Origin of the sequence: Streptomyces sp. NPDC001852, assembly GCF_042891825.1 — a bacterium.
Taxonomy (GTDB): domain Bacteria; phylum Actinomycetota; class Actinomycetes; order Streptomycetales; family Streptomycetaceae; genus Streptomyces.
This window is the reverse complement of record NZ_JBIATN010000020.1, coordinates 152,897-171,242: the sequence shown is the minus strand read 5'-3', so window position 1 is coordinate 171,242 and position 18,346 is coordinate 152,897. Positions and strand designations below refer to the sequence as shown.

At 70.8% G+C, this 18,346-nt stretch carries 18 protein-coding genes; 15 read left to right on the top strand and 3 right to left on the bottom strand.

Annotated features, from left to right (window positions below):
• Positions 1 to 113 precede the first annotated feature (113 nt).
• The 9 genes from ACFYZB_RS30680 (at position 114) to ACFYZB_RS30640 (ending at position 7,859) form a co-directional block, all read left to right on the top strand.
• On the top strand, positions 114 to 758 hold the full coding sequence (locus tag ACFYZB_RS30680) for an HAD family hydrolase (protein ID WP_388764131.1): 645 nt from the start codon (positions 114 to 116) through the stop codon (positions 756 to 758).
• A gap of 93 nt (positions 759 to 851) precedes the next feature.
• On the top strand, positions 852 to 1,559 hold the full coding sequence (locus ACFYZB_RS30675; RefSeq protein WP_388764129.1) for a VC0807 family protein: 708 nt from the start codon (positions 852 to 854) through the stop codon (positions 1,557 to 1,559).
• An 82-nt stretch (positions 1,560 to 1,641) separates the two neighbouring features.
• Complete coding sequence (locus ACFYZB_RS30670) at positions 1,642 to 2,853, top strand: MFS transporter (RefSeq protein ID WP_388764128.1); 1,212 nt, start codon at positions 1,642 to 1,644, stop codon at positions 2,851 to 2,853.
• On the top strand, positions 2,804 to 3,976 hold the full coding sequence (locus ACFYZB_RS30665; protein WP_388764126.1) for an acetoin utilization protein AcuC: 1,173 nt from the start codon (positions 2,804 to 2,806) through the stop codon (positions 3,974 to 3,976). Before ACFYZB_RS30670 ends, ACFYZB_RS30665 begins: the two co-directional genes overlap by 50 nt.
• Positions 3,977 to 4,076: 100 nt before the next feature.
• Positions 4,077 to 4,892, top strand: coding sequence for a phosphatase (locus ACFYZB_RS30660; protein WP_388764124.1), 816 nt, complete (start codon positions 4,077 to 4,079; stop codon positions 4,890 to 4,892).
• 129 nt (positions 4,893 to 5,021) lie between these two features.
• Positions 5,022 to 5,234: a helix-turn-helix domain-containing protein gene (locus tag ACFYZB_RS30655; RefSeq protein ID WP_159045602.1), complete on the top strand. Its 213-nt coding sequence runs from the start codon at positions 5,022 to 5,024 to the stop codon at positions 5,232 to 5,234.
• A gap of 147 nt (positions 5,235 to 5,381) precedes the next feature.
• Complete coding sequence (locus ACFYZB_RS30650) at positions 5,382 to 5,480, top strand: 30S ribosomal protein bS22 (RefSeq protein ID WP_003948845.1); 99 nt, start codon at positions 5,382 to 5,384, stop codon at positions 5,478 to 5,480.
• Between the two features lie 211 nt (positions 5,481 to 5,691).
• Positions 5,692 to 6,762, top strand: a complete 1,071-nt coding sequence (locus ACFYZB_RS30645) for an NAD-dependent epimerase/dehydratase family protein (RefSeq protein WP_388764122.1) — start codon at positions 5,692 to 5,694, stop codon at positions 6,760 to 6,762.
• 14 nt (positions 6,763 to 6,776) lie between these two features.
• Positions 6,777 to 7,859 carry a lysophospholipid acyltransferase family protein gene (locus ACFYZB_RS30640; RefSeq protein ID WP_388764120.1) on the top strand — a complete coding sequence of 361 codons (1,083 nt, stop codon included), beginning with the start codon at positions 6,777 to 6,779 and terminating at the stop codon, positions 7,857 to 7,859.
• Between the two features lie 145 nt (positions 7,860 to 8,004).
• On the opposite strand, the gene ACFYZB_RS30635 is transcribed toward ACFYZB_RS30640, so the two are convergent.
• From ACFYZB_RS30635 to ACFYZB_RS30625, 3 genes are all read right to left on the bottom strand, one after another.
• Positions 8,005 to 9,237, bottom strand: coding sequence for a DUF5667 domain-containing protein (locus ACFYZB_RS30635; protein ID WP_388764119.1), 1,233 nt, complete (start codon positions 9,235 to 9,237; stop codon positions 8,005 to 8,007).
• Positions 9,238 to 9,472: 235 nt separating this feature from the next.
• The gene (locus ACFYZB_RS30630) at positions 9,473 to 10,255 is read right to left on the bottom strand and encodes an ECF subfamily RNA polymerase sigma factor, BldN family (protein WP_388764118.1); all 783 of its coding nucleotides are present in this window, start codon (positions 10,253 to 10,255) and stop codon (positions 9,473 to 9,475) included.
• A 413-nt stretch (positions 10,256 to 10,668) separates the two neighbouring features.
• Positions 10,669 to 11,598 carry an HAD-IB family hydrolase gene (locus ACFYZB_RS30625; protein ID WP_351211430.1) on the bottom strand — a complete coding sequence of 310 codons (930 nt, stop codon included), beginning with the start codon at positions 11,596 to 11,598 and terminating at the stop codon, positions 10,669 to 10,671.
• A 127-nt stretch (positions 11,599 to 11,725) separates the two neighbouring features.
• Here ACFYZB_RS30625 and ACFYZB_RS30620 point away from each other — a divergent pair, with 127 nt between their 5' ends.
• The 6 genes from ACFYZB_RS30620 to ACFYZB_RS30595 all read left to right on the top strand — a co-directional run bounded on the left by ACFYZB_RS30620 (position 11,726) and on the right by ACFYZB_RS30595 (position 18,306).
• The gene (locus ACFYZB_RS30620; RefSeq protein ID WP_351211428.1) at positions 11,726 to 12,007 is read left to right on the top strand and encodes a glutaredoxin family protein; all 282 of its coding nucleotides are present in this window, start codon (positions 11,726 to 11,728) and stop codon (positions 12,005 to 12,007) included.
• A 280-nt stretch (positions 12,008 to 12,287) separates the two neighbouring features.
• Positions 12,288 to 13,076 carry a redox-sensing transcriptional repressor Rex gene (locus ACFYZB_RS30615; RefSeq protein ID WP_388764115.1) on the top strand — a complete coding sequence of 263 codons (789 nt, stop codon included), beginning with the start codon at positions 12,288 to 12,290 and terminating at the stop codon, positions 13,074 to 13,076.
• Complete coding sequence (locus tag ACFYZB_RS30610; RefSeq protein WP_388764113.1) at positions 13,073 to 14,758, top strand: glutamyl-tRNA reductase; 1,686 nt, start codon at positions 13,073 to 13,075, stop codon at positions 14,756 to 14,758. Before ACFYZB_RS30615 ends, ACFYZB_RS30610 begins: the two co-directional genes overlap by 4 nt.
• Entirely contained in the window at positions 14,755 to 15,723 is a 969-nt protein-coding gene (gene hemC / locus ACFYZB_RS30605; RefSeq protein ID WP_388764112.1) for a hydroxymethylbilane synthase, read from the top strand. The genes ACFYZB_RS30610 and hemC overlap by 4 nt, the downstream gene beginning before the upstream one ends.
• A complete protein-coding gene (locus ACFYZB_RS30600) occupies positions 15,720 to 17,432 on the top strand; it encodes a uroporphyrinogen-III synthase (protein WP_388764110.1) in 1,713 nt (570 codons plus the stop codon). The genes hemC and ACFYZB_RS30600 overlap by 4 nt, the downstream gene beginning before the upstream one ends.
• Before the next feature lie 106 nt (positions 17,433 to 17,538).
• The gene (locus ACFYZB_RS30595; protein ID WP_388764108.1) at positions 17,539 to 18,306 is read left to right on the top strand and encodes a hypothetical protein; all 768 of its coding nucleotides are present in this window, start codon (positions 17,539 to 17,541) and stop codon (positions 18,304 to 18,306) included.
• The last annotated feature ends 40 nt before the right edge of the window (positions 18,307 to 18,346 follow it).

The window sequence follows — 18,346 nt, the reverse complement described above, 5'->3', positions numbered from 1 at the left end:
AGCGCCGATGGTACTGCAGGGGGGACCCTGTGGGAGAGTAGGACGCCGCCGAACAATTCTTGAGAAAGGCCCACGCCGTCCGGCGTGGGCCTTTCCGCGTTTAGGGTTGCTCCATGCGCTATGACCTCGTCATCTTCGACAACGACGGAGTGCTCGTCGACAGCGAGCCCATCTCCAACCGGCATCTGGCCGCCTATCTGACCGAGTTGGGGCACCCGACGTCGTACGAGGACTCCATACGGGACTACATGGGCTCGGCGATGCACCGGATCCATGAACTCGTGCTGGAGCGGACCGGGCAGCGGCTGCCGGACGACTTCGACGACGTCTTCCACGCGCGCGTCTTCGCCGCGTTCGAGCGCGAGTTGCAGCCCGTGGCCGGTGTCGCCGGCGTACTGGAGAAGCTGGCCGCGGACGGGGTGCCGTACTGTGTGGCCTCCTCGGGGAGTCATGCGCGGATCCGGGTCGGGCACCGTACGACCGGGCTCGACCGGTGGTTCGCGGAGGAGCGGATCTTCAGCTCCGAGGACGTGGGGCGTGGCAAGCCGGCGCCCGATCTCTTCCTGTACGCCGCGGAGCGGATGGGGGTGGCGCCGGAGCGGTGCCTGGTCGTGGAGGATTCCCCGCTTGGCGTGCAGGCGGCCGTGGCGGCCGGGATGACCGTCTACGGGTTCACCGCGATGACGCCGGCGGCGAAGCTGGCGGCCGCCGACCAACTCTTCGCCTCCATGGGCGAGTTGGCTGACCTGCTGGTTTGACGGAAGCCATCGGCCGGTGCCTGACAATTGTCATGCGGACGTCCGGACGATCGTTTCTACTGGCGGACCCTGCCCGGCGGCGAAGCTGAGGGCATGACGAAGAACACGGGGAACACGGCAATCGACAACTTCCGGCCGCTGGTGCTGGATGTGGCGATGCCGCTCGGCTCGTACTACCTGTTCAAGGACGCCTTCGGGATGAGCACCTTCGCCGCTCTCGCCTGGAGCAGCGTGGTGCCCGCGGTGCGGACCGTGTGGGGCCTGGTCAAGGAGCGGGCGGCCAATGGTCTCGCGCTGCTCATCCTGGTCGTGAACGTCGTGGGCCTGGTACTCAGCTTCGTCTCCGGCGACCCGCGGTTGATGCTCGCCAAGGACAGCGCGGTCAGCAGCACGGTCGGCATCGGGATCCTGGTCTCCGTGTGGTTGGGGAAGCCGATGATGACCGCCGGTATGAAGCCCTTCCTGGTCAAGGGCGAGACGGGGAAGGAAGCGGCCTGGCAGCGGCTGGTCTCCGGGGCCTCGGCCCGGTCGGTGGACTTCCGACGCAGGGAGAAGGCGTTCTCCGCCGTCTGGGGTCTGACGCTGCTCGCCGAGTGCATCGCGCGGATCGTGGGTGCGTACACCATTCCCGTGGACACGATGGTGTGGCTCGGCACCGTCTTCCTCATCGTCGCCATGGCGATCGCGTTCATCGTCAGTGGCGGGCTGGCCGTCTCGCCGATGGAGAAGATGCTCGCTGCCGAGGTGGAGGCCGGCCAGGTCGGCCAGGCCGTTCGGCCGGAGGTCGCCGTCGCCGCCTGAGCGGACCGAGAAGTAAAGCTGAGGGAAATTCATCTTTGGCTGGATCTACCCACAGGTAGCCCGGGGCCCTACGCTCGCCGCCATGACTGATGTGCTGCGGCGCGGTAGGGCCTCGCTGGCGTTCAGCTTCTTCGCCCAGGGCGCCACCTTCGCCCTCCTGGTGACGCGGATCCCGGCCATCCAGGACCGGTACGGCGTCTCCGACGCGCTGCTGCCGGTCTTCCTGGCCGCCGTGCCGATCCTCGCCGGTGTCGGCAGTGTGACCACCGAGCAGCTGGTGAAGCGCATACGGCCGAGCCGGCTGCTGCGCTGGTCCCAGCCGGTCGTACTGCTGGCGCTGCTCGGCGCCGGGGCGGGCGGGCAGCTCGCGGAGCTGGCGGTGGCGCTGGGCGCGTTCGGGCTGGCCGTGGGCGCGCTGGACGCCTCCATGAACATGCTCGGGGTCAGCCTGCAGCGGTCGTACGGGCGCAGCATCATGCTCAGCTTCCATGCCGCGTACAGCCTGGGCGGGATCCTGGGTGCCTCGCTGGCCTGGGTCGGGGCGCACTGGCATCTCGCGCTGTGGGTGTCGTACCTGCCGGCGGTGGCCGTGCTGCTGCCGGCCACCCTGGTGGGGAGCCGGTGGTACGTCGACGGGGACGCGACGCCTGTGGAGGAGCGGGGCACCCAGGGTGGGGGTGTCGTCTTCAAGCTGCTGCTGCCGCTGTGTCTGGTGATGACCTTCGCCTACATCGGGGACTCGACCGTCTCCAACTGGAGCGCGAAGTATCTGAAGGACGTGCTGGGCAGCTCGGAGCAGCTGGCGACGGTGCCGTACAACGTGTACATGGTGACGACGCTGCTGGGGCGGGCCATCGGGGACTTCGGGGTGCGGCGGTTCGGGGCGGCGGCGGTCGTACGGCTCGGGACGCTGGTGGCGGCCGGCGGGTTCGCGGTGGTGGCCTCGGCGCCCGGGGCGTGGGTCGGGATGCTCGGGTTCACGCTGCTGGGTCTGGGCTTGTGCGTGCTGGTGCCGCAGACGTTCGCGGCGGCGGGGCGGCTGTTCCCGGGATCTTCGGATGCGGCCGTCGCGAGGCTGAACATTTTCAATTACGTCGGTTTTCTGGTCGGTTCGCCGTTGGTGGGGGCGCTGGGCGATGCGTGGAGCTATCGGGGCGCCATGCTCGTGCCGATGGTGTTGGTGCTGGTGACGTTGGTGTACGCCAGGTCGTTCACCGCTCAACCGGACCGATACGGTGGCGGGCATGAGCGGCCGCGCACAGCTGATGTGGGACGAGGCAGTAACGGGCTATGACTTCGGCCCGGACCATCCGATGGATCCGGTCCGGCTGGCACTGACCCGGAAGCTGGTGGGTGCCTTCGGGCTCGACCGGGAGATGGAGGTCGTCGCGGCCAAGCCGGCCGGGGAGTCGACGCTGCGGCTGGTCCATCGTGAGGACTACATCGACGCCGTGAAGGCCGCGTCGGCCGATCCGGCGGCGGCGGACCTGTCGTACGGGCTCGGGACCCTCGATGATCCGGCGTTCGCGGGGATGCACGAGGTGTCCGCGCTGATCGCCGGGCAGTCGGTGGGGGCGGCGGAGGCGGTGTGGCGGGGGGACGCCGATCACGCAGTGAACTTCGCGGGCGGGCTGCATCACGCGATGCCCGGCGGTGCGTCGGGGTTCTGCGTGTACAACGACGCGTCGCTGGCCATCGCCCGGTTGCTGGAGCTGGGGGCCGAGCGGGTCGCGTACGTGGATGTCGACGTGCATCACGGAGACGGGGTGCAGGCGGCGTTCTGGGAGGACCCGCGCGTTCTGACGATCTCGCTGCACGAGCACCCGCGTACGTTGTTCCCGCAGACCGGGTGGCCGGAGGAGACCGGGGCGGACTCCGCGGAGGGTTCCGCCGTGAACGTGGCGCTGCCGGCGGGGACGGGCGACGCGGGGTGGGTGCGGGCGTTTCACGCGGTGGTGCCGGAGTTGCTGGCGGAGTTCCGGCCGCAGGTGCTGGTGACGCAGCACGGGGCGGACACGCACTTCGAGGATCCGCTCGCGCATCTGGCCGTGTCGCTGGACGCGCAGCGGGCCGTGCAGGTGGCGTGTCATGAGCTGGCGCACGAGTACGCCGGGGGGAAGTGGGTGGCGCTGGGGGGCGGGGGGTACGCGGTGGTGGACGTCGTGCCGCGGTCGTGGACGCATCTGGTGGGGATCGCGGCGGGGAGGCCGATCGCTCCGGAGACGGTGATTCCGGAGGGGTGGCGGCAGGAGGTCTTCGCCCGGACCCGGCAGTTGGCGCCGCAGCGGATGACCGATGGGCGGTGGCCGGTGAGTTGGGCGTCGTGGGAGTCGGGTTACGACCCCGCGGACCGCCTGGATCAGGCGGTACGGGCCACTCGTCGGGCGGTGTTTCCGCTGCGGGGGCTTCTTCCCTGAACCGGCCCGGCCGGCCGCAGCCAAGCGTCGTTTACGCCAACCGTGGGCATTCCAGCGGATTTCCTCCCGTGCCTGTCCCCGGTGCGTCACCATCGCACCCATGTCGACCAGCGGAGCTCTGCGTGCGCATCTGGTGGCTGTTCGGCTTGCCGGGGTGGTGGGGACCTCTCGGGAGGACAGTCTGCGCAGTTATCGGCTGTTCGCGGCCCGGGATCCTCGGGTGCTGATCGGGATTGATCCCGAAGGGGCCTGGGGGCAGCCGGAGTTGCTGGAGCTGATGGCGGAGAAGTGCGGGGTGTCGGGCGATCCTCGGCACACTTCGGGACCGGATGTGATCGATCCGGAGCGGACGCTGGCCGGGTTGGACGCCTTTGCGGGCCGGATCCGGGAGGTGGCCAGGCGCGGCGCGCCCGTGTTGTTCGGGACCGGGCACCCGCAGCGGCTGCTCGGGTTCTACGCCGGCTTGGCGGACGCCCTCTCGGCGGCGGGGTGTGACGTGCTCACCCCCGCGCAGGGTCGCCGTATCGACATATTGACCCGGTTCGGTCTACGTACGTGTGCACTGGACTACGCACGAGGAGTCGGGTTGGTGCGGGAAACCGACGATGGGCGCCCCGGTTGTGAGCCCGGCGTGCACAGTCATTCGCCGCTGCCGGTTCGGGTCGTGCTGGAGGCCGCGGCGGAGGGCGGCGGGCCGCTGCCCGAGTTGGTCGTGGGGGATCACGGGTGGGTCTGCGGCGCTGGTCAGCTGGGCTTCGAGGCCATCGGGCTGGCCGACACCGACGATCCGGCGCTGTTCGTGGGGGAGGCGGAGGGGCGCGTGTCCGTCGTCGTTCCGGTTGATGACGGCGTGCGGTCTGAGTACTACCGGCCACTCACCCGCTACGTACTCAAACGAGCGTGTCTGTCACAGTAGGCCTGCGATGGGTGCACCTCTTCCCCACTTGCATCACCCGCCCCTACATTGGGGAGTGAGCACGCAACGACGAAGAGTCACCGGAAGGGGAAGCCGGTGGCCGTCGAGTGCGGAAGGTTCAGGTGTGTCATGGCTGCAGCTGACGAGAGGCCTCTGAACGAGGTCGTGTTCCTTACCGTGGCGGAGGTCGCCTCGGTGATGCGAGTGTCGAAGATGACCGTGTACCGCCTGGTGCACAGCGGTCATCTGCCCGCGATCCGGGTCGGGCGGTCGTTCCGTGTCCCGGAGCAAGCGGTACACGAGTACCTCCGTGACAGCTATGTGGGGGTGGAGACGGCCTGACGGCAACCCGAGGGTGACCCGGGGGTGACCCCGGGTACCCCCCTCGATTACGACCTTGGCGCTCGGTTGGGTAGGCTAGCCCCTCGTAGGTCGTGTGGGCCCATGGCGCCCAAACAACCGAGTGATGAGAAGTGAGCGAGGGTAGTCGTGGGCTCTGTTATCAAGAAGCGGCGCAAGCGGATGGCCAAGAAGAAGCACCGCAAGCTGCTCAAGCGCACGCGCGTTCAGCGTCGCAACAAGAAGTAGGCGACGCGCGAGAGCGTGTCAGCGTGGTCCGTGGCCTCCCATCAGCATTGGTGGGGGGCCACAGGCATATGTGGGGAACCAGGGACGCCCGGGGAACCCGGAAGTTCCGTTGAGTGAATTTCCGTCACTTCATGCATCGGGCAGTCATCACAGCGCAACATCGACCCGCTAGGTTGGCCATACGCATCACGTACGAGGGAAGGCGCTGATCTTGGGGAAGGTCGTGCTCGTCACCGGAGTGGCCCGGCAACTGGGCGGCCGGTTCGTACGGCGGATCCAGCGGGATCCGGAGGTCGACCGGGTGATCGCCGTGGACGCGGTGCCACCGGCGCACCATCTCGGCGGCGCGGACTTCATCCAGGCCGACATCCGGCACCCGACCATCGCGCGGGTGCTGGCGGAGACGGGCGCCGACACGGTCGTCCACATGGATGTGACCGGTACGGCGCTGGGCAGCGGCAACCGGGCCACGGTCAAGGAGACCAACGTCATCGGCACCATGCAGCTGCTCGGCGCCTGCCAGAAGTCGCCGACCGTGAAGCGGCTGGTGGTGAAGTCCAGTACCAACGTGTACGGGTCCGCGCCGCGGGATCCGGCCGTGTTCACCGAGACGACCCCGCCCAAGTCGCTGCCGAGCGGCGGGTTCGCGAAGGACGCCGTCGAGGTCGAGGGGTATGTGCGCGGGTTCGCCCGGCGGCGGCCGGACGTCGCCGTGTGCGTGCTGCGGTTCGCCAACATCCTCGGGCCGACCGCCGAGACCCCGCTCGCCTCCTACTTCGCTCTGCCCGTCCTGCCGACCGTGTTCGGCTACGACCCGCGGCTGCAGTTCGTGCACGAGGACGATGTCGTCGAGGTGCTCAGGATCGCCTCGCACGAGCCGCGCCGGGGCACCCTCAACAGCGGGACCTTCAACATCGCGGGCGACGGCGTGCTGCTGCTCTCGCAGTGCTCGCGGCGGCTCGGGCGGCCGACCGTGCCGTTGCTGCTGCCGGCGGTCACCTGGGCGGGTTCGCTGGTGCGTACGCTCGGTATGACGGACTTCTCGCCGGAACAGATCCGGCTGCTCACGCACGGGCGGGTGGTCGACACGGTCCAGATGCGCGAGACGCTGGGCTTCACGCCCAGGTACACGACGGCGGAGACGTTCGCGGACTTCGCGCGCGGCCAGGGCCCGGGACTGGTGCCGCCGGAGGCCCTCGCGGGGGCCGTCGACCGGATCGCCGCGCTGGCCGTCAGGGGCGGCGGCCGGCCCACGACGCACAGCGCCGACAGCACCAACTGAGGAGAGCGGCAACGATGGCGGACGCCAAGGTCATTCCGTTCGACGACGACCGGTCCCGCGGGAGCGCCGCACAGCGCCCGGCGCGGCGCCGCGGCACGGGCAGCCGGCGGGGCGCCCTCACCGAGGCCGGGGCCGGGGAGATGGGTGAGGTCCAGCCACTGCCGGGTCGCGGCCGGGCACGGGAGGATGGGCCTGTGAGCCGTGAGGAGAAGCGGGAGGCGCCGCCGGAGCGGGCGCCGGGTGCCGGCGGTCAGGGCGGCGGCCTGGAGCGGCGTGTGGCGGCCGGGCTGGCCTTTCTGCGGCGCCGGCTGACCGGGGACTACGACGTCGACGACTTCGGTTACGACGAGGAGCTGACCGACCAGGTCCTGATGTCGCTGCTGCGGCCGGTGTACGAGAAGTACTTCCGGGTCGAGGTGAAGGGCATCGAGAACGTCCCGGCGAAGGGCGGGGCGCTGATCGTCGCCAACCACTCCGGGACGCTGCCGCTGGACGGGCTGATGATGCAGGTCGCCGTGCACGACCACCATCCGGCCGATCGTCATCTACGGCTGCTGGCGGCCGACTTGGTGTTCGTGCTGCCGGTGGTCAACGAGCTGGCCCGCAAGCTGGGGCACACCCTGGCCTGTGCGGAGGACGCCGAGCGGCTGCTGGCTCAGGGTGAGCTGGTCGGGGTGATGCCGGAGGGCTTCAAGGGCATCGGGAAACCTTTCAGCGAGCGGTACAAGCTGCAGCGGTTCGGGCGGGGCGGGTTTGTGTCGACCGCGCTGCGGCAGGGGGCGCCGATCATCCCCTGCTCGATCGTCGGGGCGGAGGAGATCTACCCGATGATCGGCAACGCGAAGACGCTGGCGCGGTTGCTGGGCTTCCCGTACTTCCCGTTGACGCCGACGTTTCCGTGGCTCGGGCCGCTCGGTGCGGTTCCGCTGCCGACGAAGTGGACGATCCAGTTCGGGGAGCCGATTCCGACGGACGGGTATCCGGCGGAGGCGGCGGAGGATCCGATGCTGATGTTCAACCTGACCGATCAGGTGCGGGAGCAGATCCAGCACACGCTGTACAAGCTGCTGGTGCAGAGGCGGTCGGTGTTCTTCTGAGCTTGTTCGCCCACCCGCCCGACTCGGTGGGAGGGCCTTTGCCACCCACCCGCCCGTGACTGTCGGGCGCCCTGTCTCGGGTGTGTACGACACCGGGGGCGCCCCGCTCGGGTGGGGTGCCCCCGGTGTCGTGGCCGTAGCGGCGCTAGTGGGTGTCCTCGCCCTCGATGCCCAGGCCCGGCAGGAGGCCGGGGAGGAGCGGGGGGAGGGTGACGTCGGGGGCCGTCGTCGGGGGCTTGCTGGTGGACGGGGCGCTGCTGCCGGTGCCGGTCTTCGGCGGCTCCAGCAGACCGCCCGTGTCGCCGCCGATGAGGCCCACGCCGCTGCTGCCGGTGGCCGAGTTGCTCGGGTCGCCGGAGCGTGCGTGCTTGCCGGAGGACGGGGTGCTGCCGGAGGAGCTGGGCGCCGTCGACCGGTGGCCCCCGGAGGAGCCGGAGGATGCCGAGCCGGAGCCCTGCCGCTTGCCGTCGCCGCCCTGGGCGGGCGACTGCGGGAGCAGGGACTGCAGCGGGGCGACCTCTTGGTCTATGGCGTCGAACACCGACGACACCTGCTGTTTGACGTCCCCGAGCTGCACGGGCAGCTTGTCGCTGAGCGCGGTCCACACCTCCCGGTGGGAGCGGGAGAACGTGGACAGGGCCTGGATGGGGCCGAGGGAGTGGGGATCGGCCTCGTAGGCCTCGTGGAGCAGCCGGTGGCCCTCGGTGACGTCCTGCCGCATGCCGGAGAGCGTGCGGCGGATCTCGCTGATGGACTCGTGGTCGAGGTGTCCGCCGCGGCCGCGCTCCATCAGCCGGCGGGCCTCGCTGAGCCGGGTGGAGGCCTGGTCGAGGTAGGTCTGGCCGCGCTGGTCGTCGCCGTTGGTCAGATAGTTGAGCTTGAAGTCCTCGATGCCGCGCTTGAGGCCGTACAGGGAGTCACCGGGCAGGGCGTCCGAGCTGGCGGCGGCTACTCCGCCGAAGGCTCCGGCGGCCACGCCCACGCTGAGCCCGCCCGCCGCGAGCCCCTTGGTCAGCCGGGAACGCGGGCGGAGTTTGCCCAGCGGGTTCGCCCGGTGCGCGCCTCTGGACCTCGAAGAGCGCTGTTCCGGTACCGACGCATCCGCCGCCCCCGTGCCCTCCTGAAGCATGGCCTCCATCGCGGCCACCAGCTGGGCGCGCTGCACGACCTTGACCTCGGGGTCGAGTTGCGGCTTGGGCAGCGCGTCGAGGTCCGCGGCCAGGGCCAGCAACTCGCCCCGTTCGGTCTGTTCCTCGGCGGTCGGCGGGGATCCCGCCGTGCCTACGGACTGCTCGGCCGCCGTGTCCCGGTCGGACTGTTCTTCCAGGGCCTGGGCGAAGGCGTTCGCCCGCCGGTGCGCCGATACGTTCGCGATCACTGGCGGCACCTCCTCTCGTCATGACGGTCGACTCCCCAGGGGGTCCTGAGGGTTGCACGCCCGCGACCACTTCACACGATCGAGTGATCAAGGTCGGCCAAGACGTGACCACAGGGAGCCTGTATCCCGCACAACGACTGGCGCGGCACTTGGGTTACGGACGACGGACGCCCGGATCCGAAAGGCAACCGGCTTTCACGGAACGTGAGTTGACAGTCGCCGAAAGTAACCCGGTTCAGCGGGCGTCGTCGGGCAGCAGGCGGGCGAGCGTGCGTACGGCGCGGTACTGGAGGGTCTTGATGGCGCCCTCGTTCTTGCCCATGACACGGGCCGTCTCGGCGACCGAGAGGCCCTGGAGGAAGCGGAGCGTCACACACTCCTGCTGCTGCGGGTTGAGCCGTCGCACGGCGTCCAGCAGCGCGGCGTTCGACAGGGACTCCAGGACGGAGTCCTCCGGGGAGCGCTCGACCTCGTTGGCGTCGAGCATCTCGCCGGTGGTGACCTCCAGCCGGAAGCGGCTGGACTTGAAGTGGTCGGCGACGAGGTTGCGGGCGATCGTGACCAGCCAGGCCCCGAAGTCGCGGCCCTGCCAGGTGAAGGTGCCGATCCGGCGCAGGGCCCGCAGAAAGGTCTCGCTCGTGAGGTCCTCGGCGGTCGCGCGGCCGCCGACGCGGTAGTAGATGTACCGGTACACCGTGTCGCTGTACTGGTCGTACAGCCGGCCGAAGGCCTCGGCCTCGCCGGCCTGGGCGCGCTCGACCAGGTCCATCATCCGGGCGCTGTCGCTGTCCGCGGCCGGGCGGCGGGCGGTGGCGGCGGCGCCGGCGGAGCGCCCTCGTCTGCCGACCGCGGCGCTGCCTTCGGCCAGTGCGTAGCACGGGCCTACGGGCGCGGCGGCGGCGAAGGCGGGGACGGCGTACGCGGTGGGGACGAGGCCGCGCAGCGTCTCTTTGACCGTTGCGACTGTTGCGCGCAGCGTAGCCAGGCCCGAGGCGTCAACCCCGACGTGTGGGTACACGGGACTCCCAGAGGCAGAGCTTCCATCACGTGCAGTGCGGGACCGTTCACCCGTCGTGGCGACGGAGGGGTACCGGTTTGCGTCTGAGGAGAATAACGCTTCGTGCAGGCACTGCTACACCGAGTTGCTCAAATCATCGATTGCGTCGCTTCTGTTGCCGATTGACGCCATATCAAGTGCCGCAGTCTGATCGCTTGTTGACCGGATTCTGGCCGGTTTCGGTGAGGTACAGGGCGTGTTGAAATGGCCGCGGCATAATCCCGGGCGCGGGTACCGGGGCGGGCAGCGCCCCGAAGGGGCGCGGGGCGTATCGATGTGCGGCTCCGCCGCGTGGGCGCGACCGGCCGCGACGGACCCGCACCCGGTGACGGGGCGCGGGCCCCAGGGTGGTGGTCCCTGCCGCCGACCTGTACCTATCGGCGCCGTCGGCTCAAAGCAATGGCCGCCGCAGTGCCACCGGCAACCGCGCCGACCCCGGCCGCCGCCGGAATCCCCACCTTCGCCGCCTTGCGCCCGGTGCGGTAGTCCCGCAGGCGCCAGTCCTTCTCGCGGGCGTGCTTGCGCAGCTTGGCGTCGGGGTTGATGGCGTAGGGGTGGCCGACGAGGCACAGCATCGGGATGTCGTTGTGGCTGTCGCTGTAGGCCGCGCAGCGGGAGAGGTCGAGCCCCTCCGCCGCGGCCAGGGCGCGGACCGCCTCCGCCTTCGCCGGACCGTGCAGCGGCTCGCCGACCAGCCGGCCCGTGTAGACGCCGTCCACCGACTCGGCCACGGTGCCGAGCGCGCCGGTGAGGCCCAGGCGGCGGGCGATCACCTGGGCGATCTCCACCGGGGCCGCCGTGACGAGCCACACCTTCTGACCGGCGTCCAGGTGGGCCTGGGCCAGGGCGCGGGTGCCGGGCCAGATGCGGTCGGCCATGTACTCGTCGTAGATCTCCTCGCCGATCGACTCGAGCTCGGCGACCCGGTGGCCCTTCACGATCGACAGCGCCGAGTCGCGGGCGTCCTGCATGTGCTCGGGGTCCTCGACGCCGGCCAGCCGGAACCAGGCCTGCTGCCAGGCGAACTTGGCGAGGTCGCGGGTCTCGAAGAACTTCCGCTTGTACAGGCCCCGGCCGAAGTGGAACAGAGCGGCGCCCTGCATGACGGTGTTGTCGAGGTCGAAGAAGGCGGCGGCCTTGTCGTCGCCGATGACGGGGAACTCCGGTTCCCTGTCGGCGGCCTGCGGCGTTTCCTGCGCCTCCTGCGAGGACTTGCGGGCAGCCTCCGCCGAGGCCTCGCCTGCCAACACGCTGCGCGCCGTGGCGGAGCGCCTACGAGGAGTGAGCCATCCGAGAGCGGCCATGTCGTGAGCATAGCCAGTTTGTTCGGTGCTTCCGTCGGTCGAGAGGTTGGATGCGTGTGAACTCTCCGCGACCGAGCCGTTAAAGACCTGATCCGAAGCGTGCGCGGCACGCGCGAGAATGGCCGGTATGAGTCCCCTTTTCCGGCGCAAGGCCGACCCGACCGACCCCCGTGACCGGCTGGTCACGCTGATCCGCAAGCCCGGCTGCCATCTCTGCGACGACGCGCAGGTCGTGATCGAGAAGGTCTGCGGAGAACTGGGCGTGTCCTGGGAGCGCAAGGACATCACCGAGGACCGGGCCCTGCATGACCAGTACTGGGAGCAGATCCCGGTCGTACTGATCGACGGTGAACAGCACACCTTCTGGCGCGTGAACGAGGAGCGGCTGCGCCGGGCACTGACCGACTAGTCCAAACAGGTCGGAAAGTCGCTTAGGATCGACGGCGGTCTGATCTCGGGGGCGGGATTCGTGAGGAGAGTGTGCGATTTTGCCCCCAGTAACGAAGGAACGTCGGTGCGTATGCGCCGGTTCCCGTCGAGGGCGCGAAAGGCGCGTGACCCCGGTCACTTCTGCCGGGCAAATCGGACACCATCTTTGTGCACGCGTTCACAAAGACATAGCCTGCTGTCGACGGGGCGGTCTGGGGACGTATGACCGCCTGCAGCCCCGCTCTACCCGCAGGAGCACCGTGGCAACTGGCCGAACACACCGACCGGCGACCCGTAGCCGAGGGATTCCCGAGGCCACCGTCGCCAGGCTTCCGCTGTACCTCCGAGCCCTGACCGCGCTGTCGGAGCGCTCGGTGCCCACGGTCTCCTCCGAGGAGCTCGCGGCCGCGGCGGGGGTCAACTCCGCCAAGCTGCGCAAGGACTTCTCGTACCTGGGCTCCTACGGAACGCGCGGTGTCGGCTACGACGTGGAGTATCTCGTCTACCAGATCTCCCGTGAACTCGGCCTGACCCAGGACTGGCCGGTTGTGATCGTCGGTATCGGTAACCTCGGCGCCGCCCTCGCCGGCTACGGCGGGTTCGCCTCCCGTGGCTTCCGGGTCGCCGCGCTGATCGACGCCGACCCCGCGATGGCCGGGAAGCCCGTCGCCGGTATCCCCGTGCAGCACACGGACCACCTCGAAAAGATCATCAAGGACAACGGGGTGTCCATCGGCGTGATCGCCACCCCCGCCGGCGTCGCCCAGCAGGTCTGCGACCGGCTCGTGGCCGCCGGGGTCACCTCCATCCTGAACTTCGCGCCGACCGTGCTGTCCGTCCCGGACGGCGTCGACGTGCGCAAGGTCGACCTGTCGATCGAACTCCAGATCCTCGCCTTCCACGAGCAGCGCAAGGCCGGCGAGGAGACCCCCATGGAGACCGCGGTGGGCGACGGCGCGCTGCCCGCGACCGCTCCCCGTGGCGCGGCCGCCGACGCTTCCACCGACCAGGGGCCCGACGGGGACGTACCCGCCGTGATGCCGGCATGAGTCTCCTCGTCGTCGGGCTGAGCCACCGCAGCGCGCCGGTCAGCGTGCTGGAGCGGGCCGCGCTGAGCGCGGACGCCCAGATCAAGCTGCTGCAGGACACGGTCGCCGCCGAGCCGGCCACCGAGGCCGCGGTGCTCGCCACCTGCAACCGCATCGAGCTGTACGCCGACGTGGACAAGTTCCACGCCGGTGTCGCCGAGCTGTCCACGCTGCTCGCCCAGCACAGCGGCGTCGGCCTGGAGGAGCTCACCCCCTATCTCTACGTGCACTACGAGGACCGGGCCGTCCACCACCTGTTCTCGGTGGCCTGCGGCCTGGACTCGATGGTCGTCGGCGAAGGGCAGATCCTCGGCCAGATCAAGGACTCCCTGGCCAGGGCGCAGGAGCTGCACACCGCCGGCAGGCTGCTGAACGACCTGTTCCAGCAGGCTCTCAGGGTCGGCAAGCGCGCCCACTCCGAGACCGGCATCGACCGCGCAGGGCAGTCCCTGGTCACCTTCGGCCTGCAGCAGCTGGCCCTCGGTGGAGCCGTCGAGGACTGGGCCCCAGGCAAGAAGGCGCTGGTCATCGGCGCCGGATCGATGTCCTCGCTGGCCGCCGCCACGCTGGCGCGGGCCGGGGTCGCCGAGGTCGTCGTCGCCAACCGCACCTTCGACCGCGCCGAGCGGCTGGCCCAGATACTCACCGAGGCGGACGACAACGCGGTGACCGCCCGCGCGGTACGGATGGACGCCGTGCCGGGCGAGCTGACACGTGCCGACGTCGTCGTCTCCTGTACCGGGGCGACGGGCCTGGTGCTCACGGCGCAGGCGGTCGCGCAGGCCGTCGAGGGCCGCACCGGAGCCCCCGTCGCCGAGATCGCCGACAGCGGTCGTACGACCCCGAGGGCCGCCGTCGCCCCGCTGCCGGCCGCCGGCGCCGACGAGAACTGCCCCCTGGACCTGGCCGCCGTACAGCCCGGCTTCTCCCTCATGGGCGAGGCCGCCGTGGCCGGGATGGACGCCGCGACGCTCGAGCAGCACGCGGCCTGGGCCGCGGGCAGCACCCTCGACCGCGTCGGCCGCCGTACCCCCGAGGCGGACGCCGAGCTGATCACCGCGCTCGCCGCGACCGCCGCGACGGTCGGCCGGATCCCCGAGCGGCGCAGGCCGGAGCCCCCGGCCGAGCGCCCGGCGCCCTTCTTCTTCCTCCTCGACCTGGCCATGCCCCGCGACATCGACGCGGCCGTGCACCGGCTGGCCGGGGTGCGGCTGGTGGACATCGAGTCGCTGGCGGAGGCTTCCGCCGACGCCCCGATGGCGGCCGATGTGGACCAGGTCCGGCGTATCGTCTCCGACGAGGTCGCGGCCTTCGGCGCGGCACAGCGGGCGGCGCACATCACGCCGACCGTGGTCGCGCTGCGCACCATGGCCGCCGACGTCGTCGCCAGTGAGATCGCGCGGCTCGACGGCCGCCTGCCCGACCTGGACGAACGCCAGCGCGGCGAGATCCGCCAGGCCGTGCACCGGGTCGTGGACAAGTTGCTGCACGCGCCGACCGTACGGGTCAAGCAGCTCGCGGCCGAGCCCGGCGGCGCCGGGTACGCGGACGCGCTGCGCACCCTGTTCGACCTCGACCCCGAGACGGTCGCAGCCGTCTCCCGGGCCGGGGACAGCACAGACACGAAGGACCGACCGGCATGAGTGACAACCCACTGAGGCCACTGCGCCTGGGAACCAGGCGGAGCAAGCTCGCCATGGCCCAGTCCGGGCAGGTGGCGGAGGCCGTCCGCCGGGTGACCGGGCGACCGGTCGAGCTGGTCGAGATCACCACCTACGGCGATGTCTCCCGTGAGGCCCTCGCGCAGATCGGCGGCACCGGCGTGTTCGTCACGGCGCTGCGCGACGCGCTGCTGAAGGGCGAGGTCGACTTCGCGGTTCATTCGCTCAAGGACCTGCCGACCGCGCAGCCCGAGGAGCTGGTCATCGCCGCCGTACCGGTGCGCGAGGACCCGCGGGACGTGATCGTCGCCCGGGACGCGCTGAAGTTCACGGACCTGCCGCGCGGGGCGCGCATCGGCACCGGTGCGCCGCGCCGCATGGCGCAGCTGAACGCGTACGCCCGCGCCCACGGCCTGGACGTGGAGACGGTCCCGATACGCGGCAACGTCGACACCCGCATCCGGTACGTCCGGGACGGCGAACTCGACGCGGTCGTGCTGGCCGCCGCCGGACTGAACCGGATAGGCCGGATCGACGAGGTGACCGACTTCCTGTCGGTCGACACGGTTTTGCCCGCCCCCGGCCAGGGGGCCCTGGCGATCGAGTGTGCCGCGGGCAACGCGGACCTGATCGCGGCGCTCGGCGAGCTCGACGACCCGTTCACCCGGGCCGCCGTGACCGCCGAACGGTCACTGCTCGCCGCCCTGGAGGCCGGTTGCAGCGCCCCTGTGGGCGCGCTGGCCGACCTTCTGGCCGACGGGCAGATTGTCAAGGAAATGCGCCTGCGCGGCGTCGTCGGCACGACCGACGGCACCCGCATGGTGCAGCTGTCCACCACCGGTCCCGTGCCCGAGACGCACGACCAAGCGCTGGCGCTCGGTCGCGACCTCGCAACCGAGATGCTTGCCCAGGGCGCGGCCGGTCTGATGGGGGAGCGAGCACATTGAGCCCCACCGCCCTTCCTGCCGCCGGTCCTGAGCACGGGCACGTCACCTTCCTCGGTGCCGGACCCGGAGATCCGGGACTGCTGACTCTGCGCGCCGTGGAGGCGCTGTCGAGCGCGGACGTCCTGATCGCCGAGCACGAGGTGCTCGACGTGATCCGGACGCACGCCCGACAGGGCGTCTCCGTGGTCCAGACGGACGCAGACCCCTCTTCGGTCTCGCCGCCGGGCACGGGCACGCCCCAGCTGACGGTCGTTGACGGCACGTCAACAACCGCCGCTTTCCCGGGCGCTGCCCGGGACGCCGCTCATCTTGTCATGGAGGCTGCGCGGGGCGGCAGGCGGGTCGTCCGTGCGGTGTCCGGGGACCCGGGACTTGATACGTACGCGGCCGAGGAAATGCTCGCCTGCGCCGCCGCCGGGGTCCCCTTCGAGGTGGTCCCGGGCGTCGCGGCGGCGGTCGGTGTCCCCGCGTACGCCGGTGTGCCGCTGCGGGACGCCGAGGGCGCGGACGTCCGGTTCGTGGACGCCCGTACGGCCTCGGACCGCTGCTGGACCGAGGTGGGCGCCTCCGACGGCACGGTCGTGGTCTCCACGACCCTGGACGCGGTGGCCGCGGCCGCCGGGGAGCTGGTGTCCGCGGGCCGCAAGCCCGACACCCCCCTGTCGGTCACGATCGCCGGTACGACGACCCGCCAGCGCACCTGGACGGCGACGCTCGGCACGATCGCGCAGACCCTGAAGCAGGCGAAGGTGCTGCCGTCGCCGGAGGGCGGCAGGCCGGTCATAGCCGTGGTCGGTGAGCGCAGCACCGCCGCCCGGCGCGACCAGCTGTCGTGGTTCGAGTCCAAGCCGCTCTTCGGCTGGAAGGTGCTCGTGCCGCGCACGAAGGAGCAGGCGGCGTCGCTCTCCGACCAGCTGCGGTCCTACGGCGCGGTGCCGCACGAGGTCCCGACGATCGCGGTGGAGCCCCCGCGCACCCCGCAGCAGATGGAACGTGCCGTCAAGGGTCTGGTCACCGGCCGCTACGAGTGGATCGCCTTCACGTCGGTCAACGCGGTGAAGGCGGTGCGGGAGAAGTTCGAGGAGTACGGCCTCGACGCGCGTGCCTTCGCGGGCATCAAGGTGGCCGCGGTGGGCGAGCAGACGGCCAGGGCACTGGTCGCGTTCGGCGTGAAGCCGGACCTGGTGCCGAGCGGTGAGCAGTCGGCCGCGGGCCTGCTGGAGGACTGGCCGCCGTACGACCCGGTCTTCGACCCGATCGACCGTGTCTTCCTCCCCCGTGCCGACATCGCCACGGAGACGCTCGTCGCCGGTCTGATCGAGCTCGGCTGGGAGGTGGACGACGTCACGGCCTACCGGACCGTCCGCGCCTCGCCGCCGCCGGCGGAGACCCGTGAGGCCATCAAGGGCGGCGGCTTCGACGCGGTCCTCTTCACGTCCTCGTCGACGGTCCGCAACCTGGTGGGCATCGCGGGCAAGCCGCACAACGTGACGGTCATCGCCTGCATCGGCCCGGCCACGGCCAAGACCGCCGAGGAACACGGTCTGCGGGTCGACGTCATGGCCCCGGAGCCTTCCGTGCACAAGCTGGCGGAGGCCCTGGCCGACTTCGGGATGAAGAGGCGGGCTGCCGCGGTGGAGAACGGGGATCCGGTGACGCGACCGAGCGAGCGGCGGCCGGGGGCGCGTAGGCGGCGGTCGACGACCTGACGTGCGGGCGGAGTGCTCCTTACCGGGACACTCCGCCTTTCCGCTCGGTCAGTGCTGCGAGGCGTACGGCAGGACCACCCTCCGCGTGTCTGCGATGCTGATCGGCATGTCTGAGGATGATCGGGGGCGGAGCCAGGGCGTTGGGGCCTGGTTTCGGCGGCGTGCCGTGGCGGTGGTGCTGACGGGCGTCGGGGTAGGGGCCGCCATCGTGCACGTCGTGGCGCCCGGGCTGAAGGTCGACGGTGTCACGGTCGCGCTGTTGGCGGTGGCGGTGGTGCCGTGGCTCGGGGATCTGGTCCGCAGTATCGACGTACCGGGCCTCGGACGGATCGAGTTCCGGGACATGCAGCGTCAGCTCGCCGTAGTTCAACGGACGGCGAACGCGGCACTCGTCGGTGACGGTCCGCAGGGCGGCGACGTCGACGACACCGCCGCCTCGGACGCGGTCCGGGAACTGGCCGCCGAGTACGGCAGGGTGCGAGACGAACTGCCCAAGGGCCCGGCGCGGACCCACCGGCTGGACCAGGTCTTCGCCCGCCTGGTACGAGCGACGCAGAGGGTGCGCGACTTCGACGCGGAGGCTTTGCTGCGCTCCCCGGACGCCGGGCTGCGGCTCGCGGCCTACGCGCGCCTGTACGCGCTGCCCGAGCCGGAGTTGCTGGGCGCGCTGGTCGACGTGGTGACCAGTGAGCCGCTGGCCTTCAACCAGTACTGGGGGCTGCGCGTGGTCGGCAGAGTGGTGGAGGAGACGGGAGCGGAGCACGTTCCGCTCGGCGTGGTCCGCCGCCTGGAGGAGTTCCGCTCCCGGATGCCGCGCGACAGCGACCGGGGCCTGCTCGCCGACCGGGTACTCACTGAGTTCGGCGGGGGGTGAGCGGCCGGCGGGACCGGGGAAGTGGTGACCCGTCGGCCGC